Origin of the sequence: Pseudarthrobacter sp. B4EP4b (genome assembly GCF_006680095.1) — a bacterium.
GTDB lineage: Bacteria > Actinomycetota > Actinomycetes > Actinomycetales > Micrococcaceae > Arthrobacter.
Genome location: NZ_VHIJ01000054.1, coordinates 16,950 through 31,227 on the forward strand (window position 1 = coordinate 16,950; position 14,278 = coordinate 31,227).

General features: G+C 66.3%; 14 protein-coding genes. 2 read left to right on the forward strand and 12 right to left on the reverse strand.

Features of this window, described 5'->3' with window-relative positions; genetic code table 11:
* Nucleotides 1–283: 283 nt before the first annotated feature.
* Genes FNL14_RS18655 through FNL14_RS18680 form a run of 6 tightly spaced genes read right to left on the reverse strand, consistent with a single transcriptional unit; the run spans nt 284 to nt 5,394 of the window.
* Entirely contained in the window at nt 284–988 is a 705-nt protein-coding gene (locus FNL14_RS18655) for a hypothetical protein (protein ID WP_142063070.1), read from the reverse strand.
* Nucleotides 985–2,031, reverse strand: coding sequence for a vWA domain-containing protein (locus tag FNL14_RS18660; protein WP_181762706.1), 1,047 nt, complete (start codon nt 2,029–2,031; stop codon nt 985–987). The genes FNL14_RS18655 and FNL14_RS18660 overlap by 4 nt, the downstream gene beginning before the upstream one ends.
* Nucleotides 2,028–3,077, reverse strand: coding sequence for a VWA domain-containing protein (locus FNL14_RS18665; RefSeq protein ID WP_255470918.1), 1,050 nt, complete (start codon nt 3,075–3,077; stop codon nt 2,028–2,030). The genes FNL14_RS18660 and FNL14_RS18665 overlap by 4 nt, the downstream gene beginning before the upstream one ends.
* Nucleotides 3,050–3,517, reverse strand: a complete 468-nt coding sequence (locus tag FNL14_RS18670) for a hypothetical protein (RefSeq protein WP_142063076.1) — start codon at nt 3,515–3,517, stop codon at nt 3,050–3,052. The genes FNL14_RS18665 and FNL14_RS18670 overlap by 28 nt, the downstream gene beginning before the upstream one ends.
* Nucleotides 3,507–4,379, reverse strand: coding sequence for a DUF58 domain-containing protein (locus FNL14_RS18675; RefSeq protein ID WP_142063079.1), 873 nt, complete (start codon nt 4,377–4,379; stop codon nt 3,507–3,509). The genes FNL14_RS18670 and FNL14_RS18675 overlap by 11 nt, the downstream gene beginning before the upstream one ends.
* A gap of 7 nt (nt 4,380–4,386) precedes the next feature.
* Nucleotides 4,387–5,394, reverse strand: a complete 1,008-nt coding sequence (locus tag FNL14_RS18680) for a MoxR family ATPase (RefSeq protein WP_091420005.1) — start codon at nt 5,392–5,394, stop codon at nt 4,387–4,389.
* Between the two features lie 140 nt (nt 5,395–5,534).
* Here FNL14_RS18680 and FNL14_RS18685 point away from each other — a divergent pair, with 140 nt between their 5' ends.
* Nucleotides 5,535–5,738: a hypothetical protein gene (locus FNL14_RS18685; protein ID WP_091419676.1), complete on the forward strand. Its 204-nt coding sequence runs from the start codon at nt 5,535–5,537 to the stop codon at nt 5,736–5,738.
* A gap of 7 nt (nt 5,739–5,745) precedes the next feature.
* Here FNL14_RS18685 and FNL14_RS18690 read toward each other — a convergent pair whose 3' ends face one another.
* The 6 genes from FNL14_RS18690 to FNL14_RS18715 all read right to left on the reverse strand — a co-directional run bounded on the left by FNL14_RS18690 (nt 5,746) and on the right by FNL14_RS18715 (nt 12,670).
* Nucleotides 5,746–6,534, reverse strand: a complete 789-nt coding sequence (locus FNL14_RS18690; protein ID WP_255470919.1) for a carbohydrate ABC transporter permease — start codon at nt 6,532–6,534, stop codon at nt 5,746–5,748.
* Nucleotides 6,535–6,623: 89 nt separating this feature from the next.
* Nucleotides 6,624–7,493, reverse strand: coding sequence for a carbohydrate ABC transporter permease (locus tag FNL14_RS18695; protein WP_142063144.1), 870 nt, complete (start codon nt 7,491–7,493; stop codon nt 6,624–6,626).
* A gap of 15 nt (nt 7,494–7,508) precedes the next feature.
* Nucleotides 7,509–8,861: an extracellular solute-binding protein gene (locus tag FNL14_RS18700; RefSeq protein WP_370455884.1), complete on the reverse strand. Its 1,353-nt coding sequence runs from the start codon at nt 8,859–8,861 to the stop codon at nt 7,509–7,511.
* Between the two features lie 111 nt (nt 8,862–8,972).
* On the reverse strand, nt 8,973–10,175 hold the full coding sequence (locus FNL14_RS18705; protein WP_142063148.1) for an ROK family transcriptional regulator: 1,203 nt from the start codon (nt 10,173–10,175) through the stop codon (nt 8,973–8,975).
* A gap of 168 nt (nt 10,176–10,343) precedes the next feature.
* On the reverse strand, nt 10,344–11,534 hold the full coding sequence (locus FNL14_RS18710) for a methyltransferase (RefSeq protein ID WP_142063090.1): 1,191 nt from the start codon (nt 11,532–11,534) through the stop codon (nt 10,344–10,346).
* A 53-nt stretch (nt 11,535–11,587) separates the two neighbouring features.
* Nucleotides 11,588–12,670, reverse strand: coding sequence for an FAD-dependent oxidoreductase (locus FNL14_RS18715; protein WP_142063093.1), 1,083 nt, complete (start codon nt 12,668–12,670; stop codon nt 11,588–11,590).
* A gap of 67 nt (nt 12,671–12,737) precedes the next feature.
* Between FNL14_RS18715 and FNL14_RS18720 the strand changes: the two genes are divergently transcribed.
* The gene (locus FNL14_RS18720; RefSeq protein ID WP_142063096.1) at nt 12,738–14,069 is read left to right on the forward strand and encodes a cyclopropane-fatty-acyl-phospholipid synthase family protein; all 1,332 of its coding nucleotides are present in this window, start codon (nt 12,738–12,740) and stop codon (nt 14,067–14,069) included.
* The last annotated feature ends 209 nt before the right edge of the window (nt 14,070–14,278 follow it).

Genomic DNA, 14,278 nt, shown 5'->3' on the forward strand with positions numbered 1-14,278 from the left:
TTTGAGTTTGGGGAACACGAAAAAACTCCACAAGGACGCAGCCGCGACTGTTACGCCTGGAATGAAGTTGTCCGTGAGCAAATGTCAGGCCCACATGGGGGCACCCACACCCTCCGCAACGGAGGATCGCTGACACGTTACCGCGGTAACTTGTATAGAACTCTATGGGCGGCCGGAGGAGCTTTCAAGTCGGGGTCCGAATTAAGACGCAGTCTTACGCCTTGTTTCGTTCGGCAACAGAATATTCTTCGCTCCGCTCCCCCTTTGCGCCTGTGGCCGCTGGTCACCAGGGCCGATCCACACCGGGAGCGGTGTCCTCAAGGTAGTCCGACCGTTCCCGTCCGCTGTTGCGTTCCCGCTGGGACTCCCGGGCGCTTTCCTGCAACTGCTGCAGCTGGTCCTGGCCGGGCGACTTGGCCTTCGGCTCGTCCGGGCCTCCCTCCTCCGCCGCGTTTTCCTGATCCTCGACGGACTCCTTGGCTGACTCGAGTTTTCCGTTCAGGCGCCCTTCCGCCTCCTTAAGCTTTTGGCCGGCATCAGCCGCCGCTCCCCCGGAAAAGCATCCCTCCGGGGCCTCGCCGGCGGCTTCCAATGCCTCGGTAAACAGGGCCGCGGCACCTGCCCTATCCTCCAGACGCAGCTTCTCGTCACCGAGCCGCTCGATGGCGAGGACAAGATTGAGCCGCACCACGCACGCATCCGGCGAGCCTGGCGGGGCAAAGTCCAGGGCTTCCTCGAAGCGCAACCGGGCAGCTCCAAAGTTGCCGGCGAGCGCCTGGGCGTCCCCGGCGGCGAAGGGGGCTTTGTGCGGCTCCACGATGTTTGCGGCCTGGAGCACCTCCGCAGCCATTCCGACGGCGGCCGCGTCCTTGGCTTCGAAGGCCTTCCCGGCGTGCCCCGCAAGCGGGTCGAGGCTGAGAAGTTTCGCCGCGACCAACAGCACCAGCAGAGCGGGAAGGGCCGACCACACCAGCAGGCGGCGCCTCATCGTGCCGTCTCCTTTGGCTGGCCGCCGTGTGCGGCAGGAAGGGGCATGGCCGCAGTCCGCACTTCGCGCAGCTCCCGTATGACGCCCATCGACTCGGCCAACCCCACCACGAAGGCACCCGCAGCGAAAAGCCAGTAGAACTCGATCCGGCCCCCAAGGGTGCCGTCTTGTTCCGTTCGTTCCAGGGCGCCGGCGCGCGCCTCCTGCAGCATGGCTGAGACCGGGTCCCCCGCTGACCGGTGCACATAGCGCACACCCAGCCGCGCAGCGACCTCCCGGAGCCTGTCCTCATCGATGGTGGACAGCGCATCCTTGGCGGCATCTCCGGTGCGGTCCTGGATGTAGGGGGCATCGTCCTCGGACTCCATCCCGGTGTTCTCCTTCATGCGTCCGCCGCCGGAGGTCCCGTACCCCAGCACCGCTCCCCCGGCCACCAGCTCCCCATCCAGCGCCATGGGCTCGGGTTCCTGGCCGCTGGTTTGCTCGCCGTCGCCCAGGTAGAAGACAAGCCGGGGCCGCTCGGGGTGCCTGTCCCTGGCTGCAGACAGGCGTTCGGCGAGCACTTGGCGGGCGGCCGTGATGCTGCTGCCTTTGGCATAGGACGTGACCTGCGGCTGGAGGATCGAGGTAACGGTGTCCAGCGCTGACGTGTCGGTGGTCAGGGGCATCCGGACACGGGCTTCGGTGTCAAAGGTGATGACGGAAAAACGGGCACCCGGCAGTTCCCCGGCGATGGCCATGATGTCCTGGCGGACGCCGGCGAGGCGCGGTGCGGCATTGCCGTAGTCCTCGGCCACCATGCTGCTGGTGGTGTCCACCACAAAAAAGACGTTCAGATCCGCTGCAGCGGCCTGGGCGGAGCCGCCGGGGGTGCCCGGCCGGAATGCTGCTGCCAGCACGAACAGCACCAGCAGGGCCCGCCGGATTCGTCCAGTGCGGCCGGGGCGCCTCCGTTCGCAAAGGATCCGCCAGCCCAGGAAGACCAGTGCGGCGGCGGTGAGGGACAGGAGGAGCCACCACGGCAGGATCGGCTGCAGTGTCATGGCCGGCGCCGCCAGGAGGCAACAGCGAGGACAATCCCGGCCAGGAGCGCAACGGCCAAGGGAAGGTTGGGCAAGTCGGTGACCACGGCACGCGGCGCGCCCTCAAGGGTGGACTTCTCCGTTTCCTGCACAGCCCGCACAATGCCGGGCACTGCTTCCGGACTGTCCAGGGCGTAATAGGCTCCCCCACTGGACTCAGCGGCCGCACGCAATTGCGCGCCGGGCTGGTCAGCGTCGGTGCCGTAGTCAAAGTCCCCCGGATTCAGCGCATAAACACGGACTTCCCTTTCCTTCGCCATTCCGGCAGCTTCCTGCAGGGTCATGATGGGATCGCCCGAAACAAAGTTGTCCGTGGCCAGGATCACCGACCGCGAGCGCGGTTGCCGGCTGCCCTGCTGGCCAGCGTTCTGCTGGTTGCTGTTTTCCGGGTCCCGGGAGGGTGGAAAGCTGGTGACGCATGAGGCGAGGCCATCCCCGATCAGGGATGAACCGCGGCCGCTCCAGGTTCCGTCGAGGAAGCCGGACGTGCCGGGTTTGCCGTTGAAGGCGTCCCGTGCGAGCGCCAGCTGTTCCCGGGCGTACTCATAGTCGTCGGTGAGGGGAAAGACCTGGATGGCTGTGCTGTCGAAGATGGTCAGGCCTATTCTTTCGCCCTCGAAGTCCTCTGCCAGCCGGGCAAACACGTCCACCACCTCCGCGTCTGCGCTGCTCATGGATCCGGAAGCGTCCAGGCACAGGACGATGTCGCGGTTGTGCTGCTCCGGCCGGACGGTGTCCACATTCACAGGGCGTGCGGCGGCGAGCAGGGTTGACGCCAGCAGGACCCCGCAGGCAGTTGCCGCGACCACCAGCCACTGGCGGTGCCGCCGCAGTGCGGCCTGGTATTCGGGCAGGCGGGTGAGCCTGTCCGCATGGGCTGCCGGCCGCCGTCGTGCGCTTGTGTTCCTGCCCGGGCGCCACGCCGCCCAGGCCGCGAGGCCTGCCACGGCCGCACCCAGGGGAACCACCCACCAGAACATCAGCTCCACGAGCGCACCGCCTCGCATGCCGCCGCGGCAGAGCTTGCGACGGCGGGCAGCGGCTCGGACCCGAACTCACCCGGGTACAGCGCGCCGACGGCCTTCGCGGCCGCGGGCAACGGGTGGCTCGCGAGGTCGGCGTACGTCATTCTCGGCGCGTCCACCCCGGTGGCGTCGCGGACGAAGCGGCGCAGGAGGAGGCTGATCTGCTGGTGGGCAGCGCGGGTACTGATGTTTCCGGCGGCTGCCTCCCGTTCCACGTCAATAATCCGCTGCAGGTACGCCGATTGGAGTGCCGGCAGGTCGGTGAGCGGTCCCGACCCGGCGGGGGTGCTGGGCCGGGGACGCCTGGTACTGGCGAAAACAAACGTGTACCAGGCGGCCAGCAGGAGCAGCAGGGCCAGCCCTGTCCACGTCCACAGCGGACTGTACGGCAGCGGGCCGAGGAATTCGGGATCAGCCTGCACGCCGGTGCCTTTCCAGGAGTGCGAACAGCTCCGTGATGACCTCCGGGCTCCCGCTGACCGAACCCCCGGTGATCCCTGCCTGGCGCAGCATGTCAGTGCGTCCGGAGTCCCTGTCCGTCACTGCCTGGGAGTATGCTGCAGCCACTCGCGGAGACCGGGCCAGGTGGCCCATCAGAGGCGAGGAATCGTGAACGCTGAACCACGGCGCTTCCGCCGTCAGATCCGCATCACGGACCGTCAGCCACAGGATCTCATGCTGTGCCCGGAGCCGGCGGAGCAGCCCTGACAGCGAGGGGGTGGCTACCATTTCGTCCGCCACAACGAACAACAGGAACCTGCCCTTGACGGTGCGGGCCACATGCTCCAGCTGGTCCTCAAGCCGGCTGGCAGCAGAATCCATGGTGGCGTTGGCATGAACATGGCGCAGGAGCCGTTCGAGGTGCGCCTCGCCGCTTTTGGCCGGCAGGGATGTTGTCTTATGGGCGTCGCCGCACACCAGGCCCACCACGTCGCCGTGGAGGTGGGCCAGGTACCCGATAACCCCCAGCGCCATGATGGCGATGTCCTTCTTGGTTTCCCCACCGGCTGCTTCGGCTGCCATGTTGCGGCCGGTATCGGTGATGAGCAGGACTGTCTGCCGCCGGACGGCTACGTACCTCCTGATCAATGGGGAGCCGTGGCGGGCTGTTGCCTTCCAGTCGATATCGCGCACCTCGTCTCCCGGGACGTAGGCGCGGAGGTCATCAAAGTCCAGGCTGCGGCCGCGGAAAACAGAACCGTATTCGCCGTCGAGCATGCCGCGGGCCTTGCGGTGGGCAAAGATGGCCATCTTCGACTTCACCCGGTGAAGGAGGCTGGTCATGGCGGGCTCAGGGCGTCTGGACGGCGGCGACCACGGCGTCGATGACCGTTTCCACCGGCACCTGCTCAGCCACTGCCTCAAAATTCAGGATGAGGCGGTGCCGCAGGACGCGGTGGGCCAGCGATTTCACATCTTCCGGGATTACATGGTCCCGGCCCTGCAGGAGCGCCACGGCGCGCGCCGCCTGGCTGAAGGCGATGCTGGCGCGCGGGCTGGCACCGAACTCGATGAAGCCGGCAAGCCGCGGATCAATGTACTGCTGCGCGTTCCGGGTGACGTAGACCAGCCCCACGATGTAGTTGATGACCGCCGGATCGATGTAGATCCGCTTGACCATGCTTTGGGCGTGGGCCACCGCCTCAAGGGACGCCGCGGCCGCCGGCTTCTGCTCGTCGGTGAACACTCCGGCGTCGAGCCTACGGATGATCTCGGCCTCCTCGGCAGGCGACGGATAATCCAGGACGTCCTTGAGCATGAAGCGGTCCATCTGGGCTTCCGGAAGCTGGTAGGTGCCTTCCTGTTCGATCGGGTTCTGCGTAGCCAGGACCAGAAACGGGGAAGGGAGCCGGTGTTCCTGGCCGCCGATGGACGTCTGCCGTTCCTGCATGGCCTCCAGCATGGCGCTCTGGGTCTTGGCGCTGGAGCGGTTGATCTCGTCCAGCAGCACGATGTTGGCGTGCACCGGGCCCAGCTGCGTGACGAAGGTTCCCTTGGCGGCGTCGTAGATCTGCGTCCCCACGATGTCACTGGGCAGCAGGTCCGGAGTGCACTGGATCCGCCGGAACTCCGCGCTGATGGCTTCGGCGACGGTCTGGGCAGCCGTGGTTTTGGCCAGGCCCGGAACGCTTTCCAGCAGGATATGGCCGCCGGTGAGCAGGCCCACCAGCAGTGATTCCCGCAGCCGGGATTGCCCCACCATCTTCGCGTCGAAGCTCCTGGAAATGTTGGCTGCAACCTGTTGTGCCCGTGCCAGCTCCGCCGGTTCGATCCTTGCCGAAGAGCTGGTTTGAAGCACTGCGATTCCCCCTGATGGCTGTGTTTGGGCGTCCGGTACGGCCGGACCGCACTCCGCCGCCATCCTATCCAAGACGGATCCGCGGGTTCGGGCAATGGGGACCACTCCCCATGGGGGCTCCCCAGGTCTATTCTTTTGACATGAGCGAGCTTCCAGCCAGTTACAAGGAGTTTCTCGCCGACAAAAGCGAGATGTTCATCAACACCGTCAAGCCTGTCCTGCAGCAGTCAGCCGCGGACAGGCTCCATGGAGTCCGGGTTGTCTACAACCCAGGCTCAACCGGCCACCAGGCACACCTTGACGACAGCATCCCCTTCGGGGTGGTTGTCGAGGATATCGACTAGCGGGCGGCTAACCCCGCACCGCGCCGGACAAGGCAAATGAGCTCCCGGCACCCCTGGCCACAATGACGTAGAGAGCCAGCACCGGCAGTGAGTACAGGATGGAGAAGGCGGCGAGCTGGCCGTAGGCAACTGCGCCATGCTGTCCGAAGAAACTGAAAATGGATACCGCCGCGGGCTGCTTCGCCTCGGACAGGAGCAGCACAAACGGGACGAAGAAGTTTCCCCATGCCTGGATGAACACAAAAATGAACACCACGCCGAGTCCCTGGCGCATCAGCGGCAGGACGATGGTGCGCAGCGCGGTCATCCTGGACGCGCCGTCCACCCATGCCGCCTCCTCGAGGGACACCGGCACTGCGTCCATGAAGTTCCGGGTCATCCAGATGGCCATCGGCAGGGCGGTGGCGGCCATAAACAGCATGGTGGCCGGCATCGAGTCCAACAATTCCAGCTGGACGAAAAGTCCGTAGACCGGCACCATGATGGCTGTGATGGGAAGGCAGGTCCCCAGGAGCACCGCGTACATAAACGGCGTGTTGAACCGGGACCGGTAGCGGGACACTGGATACGCGGCCAGCACAGCAGCGGCGAGCGTGGCCGTGGCCGTCCCTGCGGAAAGGAGCAGGCTGTTCCACAACGGCTGCAACAGCAGCCCCGGCGTCATCACCGCGGCGAAATTTTCCAGGGTGAGGGCGGATGGAGCTCTTGTCTCGTGGCCTGCCTCCGCGTCGAAGGACGCCAGGACCAGCCACAGCAGGGGCAGCACAAAACAGGCACCGAGGACCAGCAGGGCCACATCTGCGGGACTGACACGGCTGTTCCCGGGCCTGCGCGGGCGGGGGGCCTTTTCGAAGAGGGCAGTTCCGGATGCCCGTACGGGTGCGGTCAACGCTTCCCCTCCCTCAGCAGCCGGATGTACCCCACACCGAACACCGCACCGATGAGAAGCAGCACCGAAGCCACCGCAGTTCCGTACCCGATGTCACCGAATTTGAAGGCCTCCTGGTAGGCAAGGACCGGGAGGGTAGTGCTGGCGTTGGCCGGGCCGCCGGCGGTCATGACCCAGATCAGGGTGAACACGGCAAGCGTCTGCAAGGTGACCAGCATCAGGTTGGTGGCGATGCTGCCCCGGATCATGGGCAAGGTGATGAAAGCCAGCCGCTTCCAGCCGCCGGCGCCGTCCATCTGGGCGGCCTCGGCCACTTCCGTGGGAATGTCGTTCAGGGCCGCCCGGTACACCAGCATGGAAAAGGCCGTTCCCCGCCAGATATTCGCCAGCACCACGGCCGCCATCGGCCACGAATAGAGCCAGTCCGGCTGCCCCATTCCCAGGCCGCCCAGCAACTGGTTCAGGGTGCCGTCCCGGCTGAAGTAGGCGTAGGCGGCGAAGGCCGCCACGATCTCGGGCAGCACCCAGGCAGCCACCACCGCCGTGCCCACAGCTGCGGACACGGCCCGGCGTGCGCGCCGCATCAGCACCGCGAGGGCCAGCCCCAGCAGGTTCTGGCCCAGGACAGCAGAAGCCCCAACGAACAGGACTGTCAGCCACAGCGAGAGGGGAAACACCGGATCCAGCAGCAGCCGCTGGTAGTTCTCCAGCCCCACCCATTCGGGGTTGCGCGCATTCCTGCCCGTCAGCCCGGTATTGGTAAAGGACGCCTGGAAGGCCCAAAACACCGGACCGGCCAGGAACACCAGCAAAAGCAGCAGGGCAGGCAGGACGGGCAGGTAGCGCAGCAGCCCGCGTCCCCCCATTCGGGCCGGCACCGGCTACTTCCGGACGGTCTTGTCGCCGCCCACGATGTCCGCCACGGCGGCGTCGTAGTCTGCGGCCGCCTGGTCGGGCGACTTGGCGCCGGTGATCACACCCTCCGTCGCCTCCTGGACGGCGGCAGAGATCCGGGGGTAGTCGGAAGTGGCCGGGCGGTAGCGGGTGACTGAGACGAGTCCGGAGACGTCCTTCACGAACGGGTTGGCCCCCTGGTAGCCGGAGTCCTCAGCGACGTCGCTTCGAACCGCGATCTGAGAACTGTCCAGCGTGAATTTCAGCGAGTTGTCCCGGTTGAGCGCCGTGCTCAGGAATTTGAAGGCGAGGTCCGGTTCTTTGGTCCCTGCTCCGATGGCCAGCGTCCAGCCCCCGGACATGCTCACCGCACCCGGCTCGCCGCCGTCCTGCGTGGGGAACGGGGCAACCGCCATGTCCTGTGCGTAGCCGGGCCATTCGTAACTGCCGCCGTCCTGCCAGAACGACGGGGCGTAGGAGCCTTCCACGGTGGCGCCCAGCTTTCCGTCCGGGAACCACTCGCCGAACACCTTTTTCCAGACGTTCGCATCGAGGGCTTCGGCAGGCGTCACTGCGAGCCCTTCGTCATAGAGGGTCTTGAGGAAGCCCAGCGAATCCTTGAAACCGGCGGATCCCACCACCCATTTTTTGGACTCCTCGTCGTAGAGGGTGGAGCCGGTGCCGTAGAGCAGTTCGTAGAACCCCTGCATGACGGTGCCCTCGCCGCTGCCTTTCCCGGCGTACATGTTGAACGGGACCACCGAGGGGTCGTCCGCTTTGATCTTCCGCGCCGTATCCAGGATGTCCTGCCAGTTGCGCGGCTGCCACGGAAGGCTGATGCCCGCGGCTTCGAAGACCTTTTTGTTGTACCAGATGGCCCGGGTGTCGGTGCCCAGGGGCACTGCGTACGTGCCGCCGTCGTCCGCACGCCCTGCCGCCTTGGCGCCGTCGTCGAATTTTTCCCAGTCCGCCCAGCCATCAAGGTGGCTGTCCAGCTTCAGGAGGTAGCCGGCGTCAACGTCGGAGCGGACCTTGAACGTGTCCTCGTAGAAGACTTCGGGTGCCGTGGACGGCGATCTCAAGGCAAGGGCCAGCTTGGTGCCGTAATCGTCGTCGTTGCCCTGGATGGGCTGCAGCTCGACGGTGACTCCCTGGTTGGCCGCCTCGAACTCCTTCTTGGCGGCCTGGAACATTGTTTCCAGCGCGGTGAAGGAGTCAGTTTTCTGGTAGACCACCTTCAGGGTCTTGGAGCCGTCATCGGGGGCCGCCGGCGTACACGCGGTGAGGAGGAACAGTGCGGAAGCGATGAGGGACAGGGTCTTCAGGGCCGGGCGACGCATCATGCTCCATTCAATCGAAGGCTGCGGACCCCTTTTGTCAGCGGGCCCCAGCCGCGGCAATACGCAAATGCTAGATGGGAGTCCTGCCCCGGACAAGGGCGGACAGCCCCCTCAGCTCTCCAGGAGCAGTCTTTGGGCCCTCGGCGCGAGTGTATGTTCCAGAACGAGGGAGGCGGCACCGATGGCGCCCACGTCTTCGCCCACCCCGGTGCCCACCACCTCGATGGGATGGATCAGCCGAGTGTCACTGTTGGCGTCCAGCAGGGCCGGTATCTTCTCAAGGTAGCGTTCGGCCAGGCGGCTCCAGAACGGTCCGCCAAACACCACCCGCTCCACATCCAGCGTGTTGGTCACCACGGAGGCTGCCCGTGCCACCAGCACTGCGGACTTGTCGATGATGGCGATGGCCTGTTCATTTCCCGCGTCGGCCAGGTCGCACAGCGCAGAGAAGCTCTGCTGGATTTCGGCGCCACTATTGCCCGAGCGGGAGCCGTCCAGGATGCCGGCAGCCTCGGCCTCGGCCACCAGGACCTGCGGGATGCACGAGGATTTGACGCAGCCCCGCAGGCCGCAGTCGCACGGCGGGCCGTCCGGGTCCACCACGATATGGCCGATCTCCCCGGCGTTGCCGGACGTGCCCCGGACCACCTCGTCATTAAGCACGATTCCACAGCCGATGCCGGTGCCCATGTACATAAAAATGAAGCTGCCCGCTCCGCTGGGGCCGCCGGCCCAGGTTTCAGCCACGGCCGCGCTGGTGACGTCCTTGTCCATGAGGACGGAGTATCCGGTGGCCTGGGACAGGGCGTTGCGCAGTTCCACCCGGTCCCAGCCGGGAAGGAGCGGCGGGTCCACCACTGTGCCGTTGTCCAGGTCGATGGGGCCCGGTGCCGCCACACCGAGGCCTGCAATCCTGTCCCGGTCCACGCCTGAGTCCTCCACGAGCTGGGCGATTTCGGCGGCGATGGTGGAAATAACGGCCGAAGGATCGTTGCCGCCGGGTGTCTTGATGCGGGAGTGCTGCACCACCGCACCCACCAGGTCCAGGACCACGAATGTGGTCACGGCAGGATCCAGGTGGACGCCGACAGCGTACATCCCGCGGGGGTTGAGGCGGAGGATGGTGCGGGGCTTTCCGGGGCCGCTGCCTTCCTTGCCGGCTTCGACAATAAGGTTCTGGTCCAGGAGGCGGCGGGAGATGTTCGAGATGGTCTGCGGCGAGAGTCCCACGATCTGGGCGAGTTCCACCCTGCTCAGTCCGCCCGAGGACCTGCGGATGGCGTCGAGGATCACCGTGAGGTTGAAGTCGCCCATCCGGGGCAGGTTCGTGCCGCGCCTCGGTGAGGATTGGCGGATCTCAGTCACGGCGTCCCCTTCGTCTTCGGCACAAAGTTACTGATGTCTGAATCGTACGTTACGCACCGGCACAGACCCACCGGAACGGCCGACGGCGCGGCACATTGTGTGGGAAAGCGCAGCGGGTTACGGCCCGTGGCGCTCCGCTGCCGCGGCAATGGCTCCGGCAGGGTCGCTGGTACCCCGGCGGGTGCTCAGGGTCACCGTGAATTTAGGGTTCCGGCCCAACACCTGTGTGGGTCCGATGTGGCGCTCAAGTGCGGGAACGTAGGCCAGGTGGCGGTTGTAGACAGTCCAGAGCTCACCGCCCGGGGCGAGTACCCGGCCGGCTGCTTCGATGAGCTTCAGTCCCGCTCCGGCATGGACGCCGGCACCGACATGGAACGGTGGATTCAGGAGGATCAGGTCCGCGCTGGCGTCGGCCAGTGTGGCCATCGCGTCATCCTGCAGGACGTGGACCTGCTCCGCCAGGCCGTTCGCGCTGGCCGTGGCCCGCGCGGATGCCACGGCTGCGGCTGACTGGTCCGTGGCGGTCACGGTTGAGCCCGGGTGCTGCCGGGCATACATCGCGGCAAGGATGCCGGTGCCGCAGCCAAGGTCGATCGCGTGCCGCGCGGGCCGCATGGAAGGCAGGAACGTCAACAGGAACCTGGTGCCGATGTCCAACTTTGGGCCCGCGAAGACCGCGCCGTGGGCAGCGACGTCGAGGTCGATTTCGGCGAGGTGTTCGACGACCGGGAAGCGCTCCGGCTCCCCCGTCCTGCGTGGACCGCTGGCCAGGATGACACGCGATTTCTGCCGAGCCAGCTGCGGTGCGACCGAGCTGAAGTGGCGTTCCAGGACCGCATTCATCCCCAGCGACATGTGCTTCACGCGGCCGCCGGCCAGGAGCACCACGTCCGGCGCAGCGTACCGTGCCACCACCTCGGCGATCTGGTCCAGCTCGGCAAGGGTCTTGGGCAGTTGCAGCAGGACAATGCCGGCCCCCTCAAGCAGTTCCGGGCCCAGGGGCAGCTGGGTGAAGCCCGCTTCCCCATCAGCGAACACCTCGGCAGCGTTCAGGCGCAGTGCCTGCTCCCCGGTGATGAGGTCCTGGTGCACGCTCACGCTTCCGGGATCAAGCACCCCCAGTGCGCCAAGCGTCAGGGCACCGTAGCGGTCGCCGATCACCGCCATGCTGGTTCCCGGCCGCATCCGTTCGGCTGCCGTGCCGAGCAGCAAGCGGTCGGTCGCATCCCAGGCCTGCAGGTTGGGTGCTTCCACGTCCGGCCTGCGGCGGAGCTTCGGAAGGACGTCGTCGAGACTCTTTACTGCCACCGGGTTTCCTGCCGTCTTTCCTGTATGCCATACCCCGCCCGGCTTCCGGACGGTCAGCCCCAATTTACCGTCTCTGCCCGGGGGCGGATCCCCGGCAGCTTCAGGATCGCCGATACTGCGGCGCGTCCGGCCCGGTTGGCACCGATGGTGGACGACGACGGGCCGTAGCCCACCAGATGGACGCGCGGCTCTCCCGCCACCTGGGTCCCGTCCATCGCGATCCCGCCGCCCGGCCCGCGGAGGTGCAGCGGGGCCAGATGTTCAAGTTCCGCCCGGAAGCCGGTTGCCCACAAAATCACATCTGCCGCCAGGTGGCCCCCGTTGGCCAGCCGGACGCCGTCGGGCTCAATGGAAGTGAACACGGGCTGCCGGTTGAGCGCACCCCGCGCGGCAGCCGCCCGAAGGGACGGCGTCCAGATCAGGCCTGTCACTGACACCACGCTTTGCGGCGGCAGGCCTTGGCGCACACGGTCCTCCACCAAGGCGACGGCGTCGTGCCCGGCCTTCGCATCGAACTCAGCGTCCCGCCATACGGGCTCCCGCCGGGTGAACCAGCTGGTGGTGGTGACGAGCGAAATCTCGTCCAGGAGGCCTACGGCTGAGATCCCGCCGCCCACCACGATCACGTGTTTTCCCGCGAATTCTTCGGCAGAAACATAGTCCGCCACATGCAGTTGCCTGCCCCGGAACGTTGACTGCCCGGGATAGATGGGCCAGAAGGGCCGGGTCCAGGTACCGGTGGCGTTGATCACCGCTGCTGCGCTCCAGTCCCCGCGGGACGTGCTGACCAGCAGCCTGCCGGCCGGGTCGTCGTCCTCACGGCTGACGGAGCTGACCTTGACCGGACGCTGGACCTGAAGTCCCAGCTCCTTCTCATAGTCGCGGAAGTAGCGCGTAAGGAATTCCGAGCTTGGTTCCCGGGGGTCGATTGCCGGCTTGGCGATGCCCGGCAGGTCGCTGATGCCGTTGACAGTTGCCATCCGCAGGCTCTTCCACCGGTGCCGCCACGCACCGCCCGGACCCTCCTCGGCGTCGAGCACTTCAAAGTCCAGCCCCCGGCGCTGGAGATGGAACGCGGCGGAAAGCCCGGCCTGGCCCGCGCCAATAACAACAACGTCGGCGCGGGGAGAATTCACCCACCCATGATAGTCGCGCGGGCTGTCCCTCCCTTAGTGTTGGCCCAGGGACACAGGGAGGACGGACATGGCCACCAGAAGAGGAAACGCAGATCGGCTCGCAAGGGCCCTCGCCATTGTGCTGGGGACCGGGGACATCCCCCTCCGGCTCCGCGCGTGGGACGGTTCGGAGGCTGGACCGGAAGGGGCGCCGGTCCTCGAATTCCGGTCCCGCCGGGCGTTGCGGCGCATCCTGTGGTCCCCCGGCCAGCTGGGCCTTAGCCGCGCCTACGTATCCGGTGATATTGATGCTCCCGGGGATATCTTCGCCGCCTTCACGGCGCTGAGTTCGGCGGGCAAGTTTGCCGAGCCCGGGCCGTTCAAACCGCTCACCCCCGGTGAACTGTGGACCCTGTTCGGTACGGCGGTGAGGCTGGGTGCGCTTGGCCCCAACCCTGCTCCCCCGGCCGAAGAGGCACGGGTGGCAAAGAAGGGCCGGGTCCACTCGCGGCGGCGTGATTCAGCCGCCATCTCCCACCACTATGACGTGGGCAACGACTTCTATTCCCTGGTGCTGGGCCCTTCCATGGTGTACTCCTGCGCCGTGTGGCCCGATGCCACGCCGTCCGAGGCTGTGGAAGGGCAGGAGCCCGCCGGTTCGAGCCTAGCCAACGGCTTGGATGCCGCCCAGGAAGCCAAACTGGATCTGGTGTGCCGCAAGCTGGGGCTGACAGCAGGCATGCGGGTGCTGGACGTGGGCTGTGGCTGGGGCAGTTTCGCCCTGCATGCGGCCGGCAAGTACGGCGCCACCGTAGTGGGTGTGACGCTGTCCAATGAGCAGGCCATCCTGGCCCGCAAGCGCGCAGCCGACGCCGGCCTCACAGGAAGCGTGGACATCCGCGTGCAGGATTACCGGGATGTTGATGACGGGCCGTTTGATGCGATCAGTTCCATCGGCATGTCCGAGCATGTGGGCCGGGCGGAGATGCCCCGGTATACGGCGGCATTGTTCAACCTCCTGCGCCCGGGCGGCCGGTTGCTGAACCACGCCATTTCATGGAACGCCGGTCCAACCGACCCGGACCCGGATTCCTTTATCCCCCGCTATGTCTTCCCCGACGGCGAGATGATCAGCCTCGGCGAGATGTCCTTGGCCCTGGAATCTGCGGGGTTCGAGATCCTGGACGTTGAGGCGCTGCGCCGGCACTACGCTCTTACCCTCCGGGCATGGGTCAGCAGGCTGGAGGAACACTGGGACGAGGCGGTGAAGCTGACCAGCCTGGGCCGCGCCCGGGTGTGGCGGCTGTACATGGCCTCCAGTGCCCTGGGTTTTGAAAACGGGCTGACGGGCGTGAACCAGGTCCTGGTCCAGCGGCCGGGCGGAAACCCGCCGCCACTGCGCCGCACCGATTGGATCTAGGAGGCAACCAGCCCGGGATTCAGAAGCCTGTTCGCGGATCCGAACCTTCAAGGCAGGGATCTGCGAACAAGCCGGGGAGGGACTGAGGGACGGGACTTCTTGAGTTAACGAAAAAGGAACCATCCGCAAAGATGATTCCTTTTACCGGTGGAGCTGAGGGGACTCGAACCCCTGACCCCCTGCATGCCATGCAGGTGCGCTACCAGCTG

Bases quoted from the DNA above. Each gene is read 5' to 3' on its own strand.
- FNL14_RS18655 (WP_142063070.1), bottom strand. From the start codon at position 988: ATGAGGCGCCGCCTGCTGGTGTGGTCGGCCCTTCCCGCTCTGCTGGTG.
- FNL14_RS18660 (WP_181762706.1), bottom strand. From the start codon at position 2,031: ATGACACTGCAGCCGATCCTGCCGTGGTGGCTCCTCCTGTCCCTCACC.
- FNL14_RS18665 (WP_255470918.1), bottom strand. From the start codon at position 3,077: ATGCGAGGCGGTGCGCTCGTGGAGCTGATGTTCTGGTGGGTGGTTCCC.
- FNL14_RS18675 (WP_142063079.1), bottom strand. From the start codon at position 4,379: ATGACCAGCCTCCTTCACCGGGTGAAGTCGAAGATGGCCATCTTTGCC.
- FNL14_RS18685 (WP_091419676.1), top strand. From the start codon at position 5,535: ATGAGCGAGCTTCCAGCCAGTTACAAGGAGTTTCTCGCCGACAAAAGC.
- FNL14_RS18695 (WP_142063144.1), bottom strand. From the start codon at position 7,493: ATGGGGGGACGCGGGCTGCTGCGCTACCTGCCCGTCCTGCCTGCCCTG.
- FNL14_RS18700 (WP_370455884.1), bottom strand. From the start codon at position 8,861: ATGCGTCGCCCGGCCCTGAAGACCCTGTCCCTCATCGCTTCCGCACTG.
- FNL14_RS18705 (WP_142063148.1), bottom strand. From the start codon at position 10,175: ATGGGCGACTTCAACCTCACGGTGATCCTCGACGCCATCCGCAGGTCC.
- FNL14_RS18720 (WP_142063096.1), top strand. From the start codon at position 12,738: ATGGCCACCAGAAGAGGAAACGCAGATCGGCTCGCAAGGGCCCTCGCC.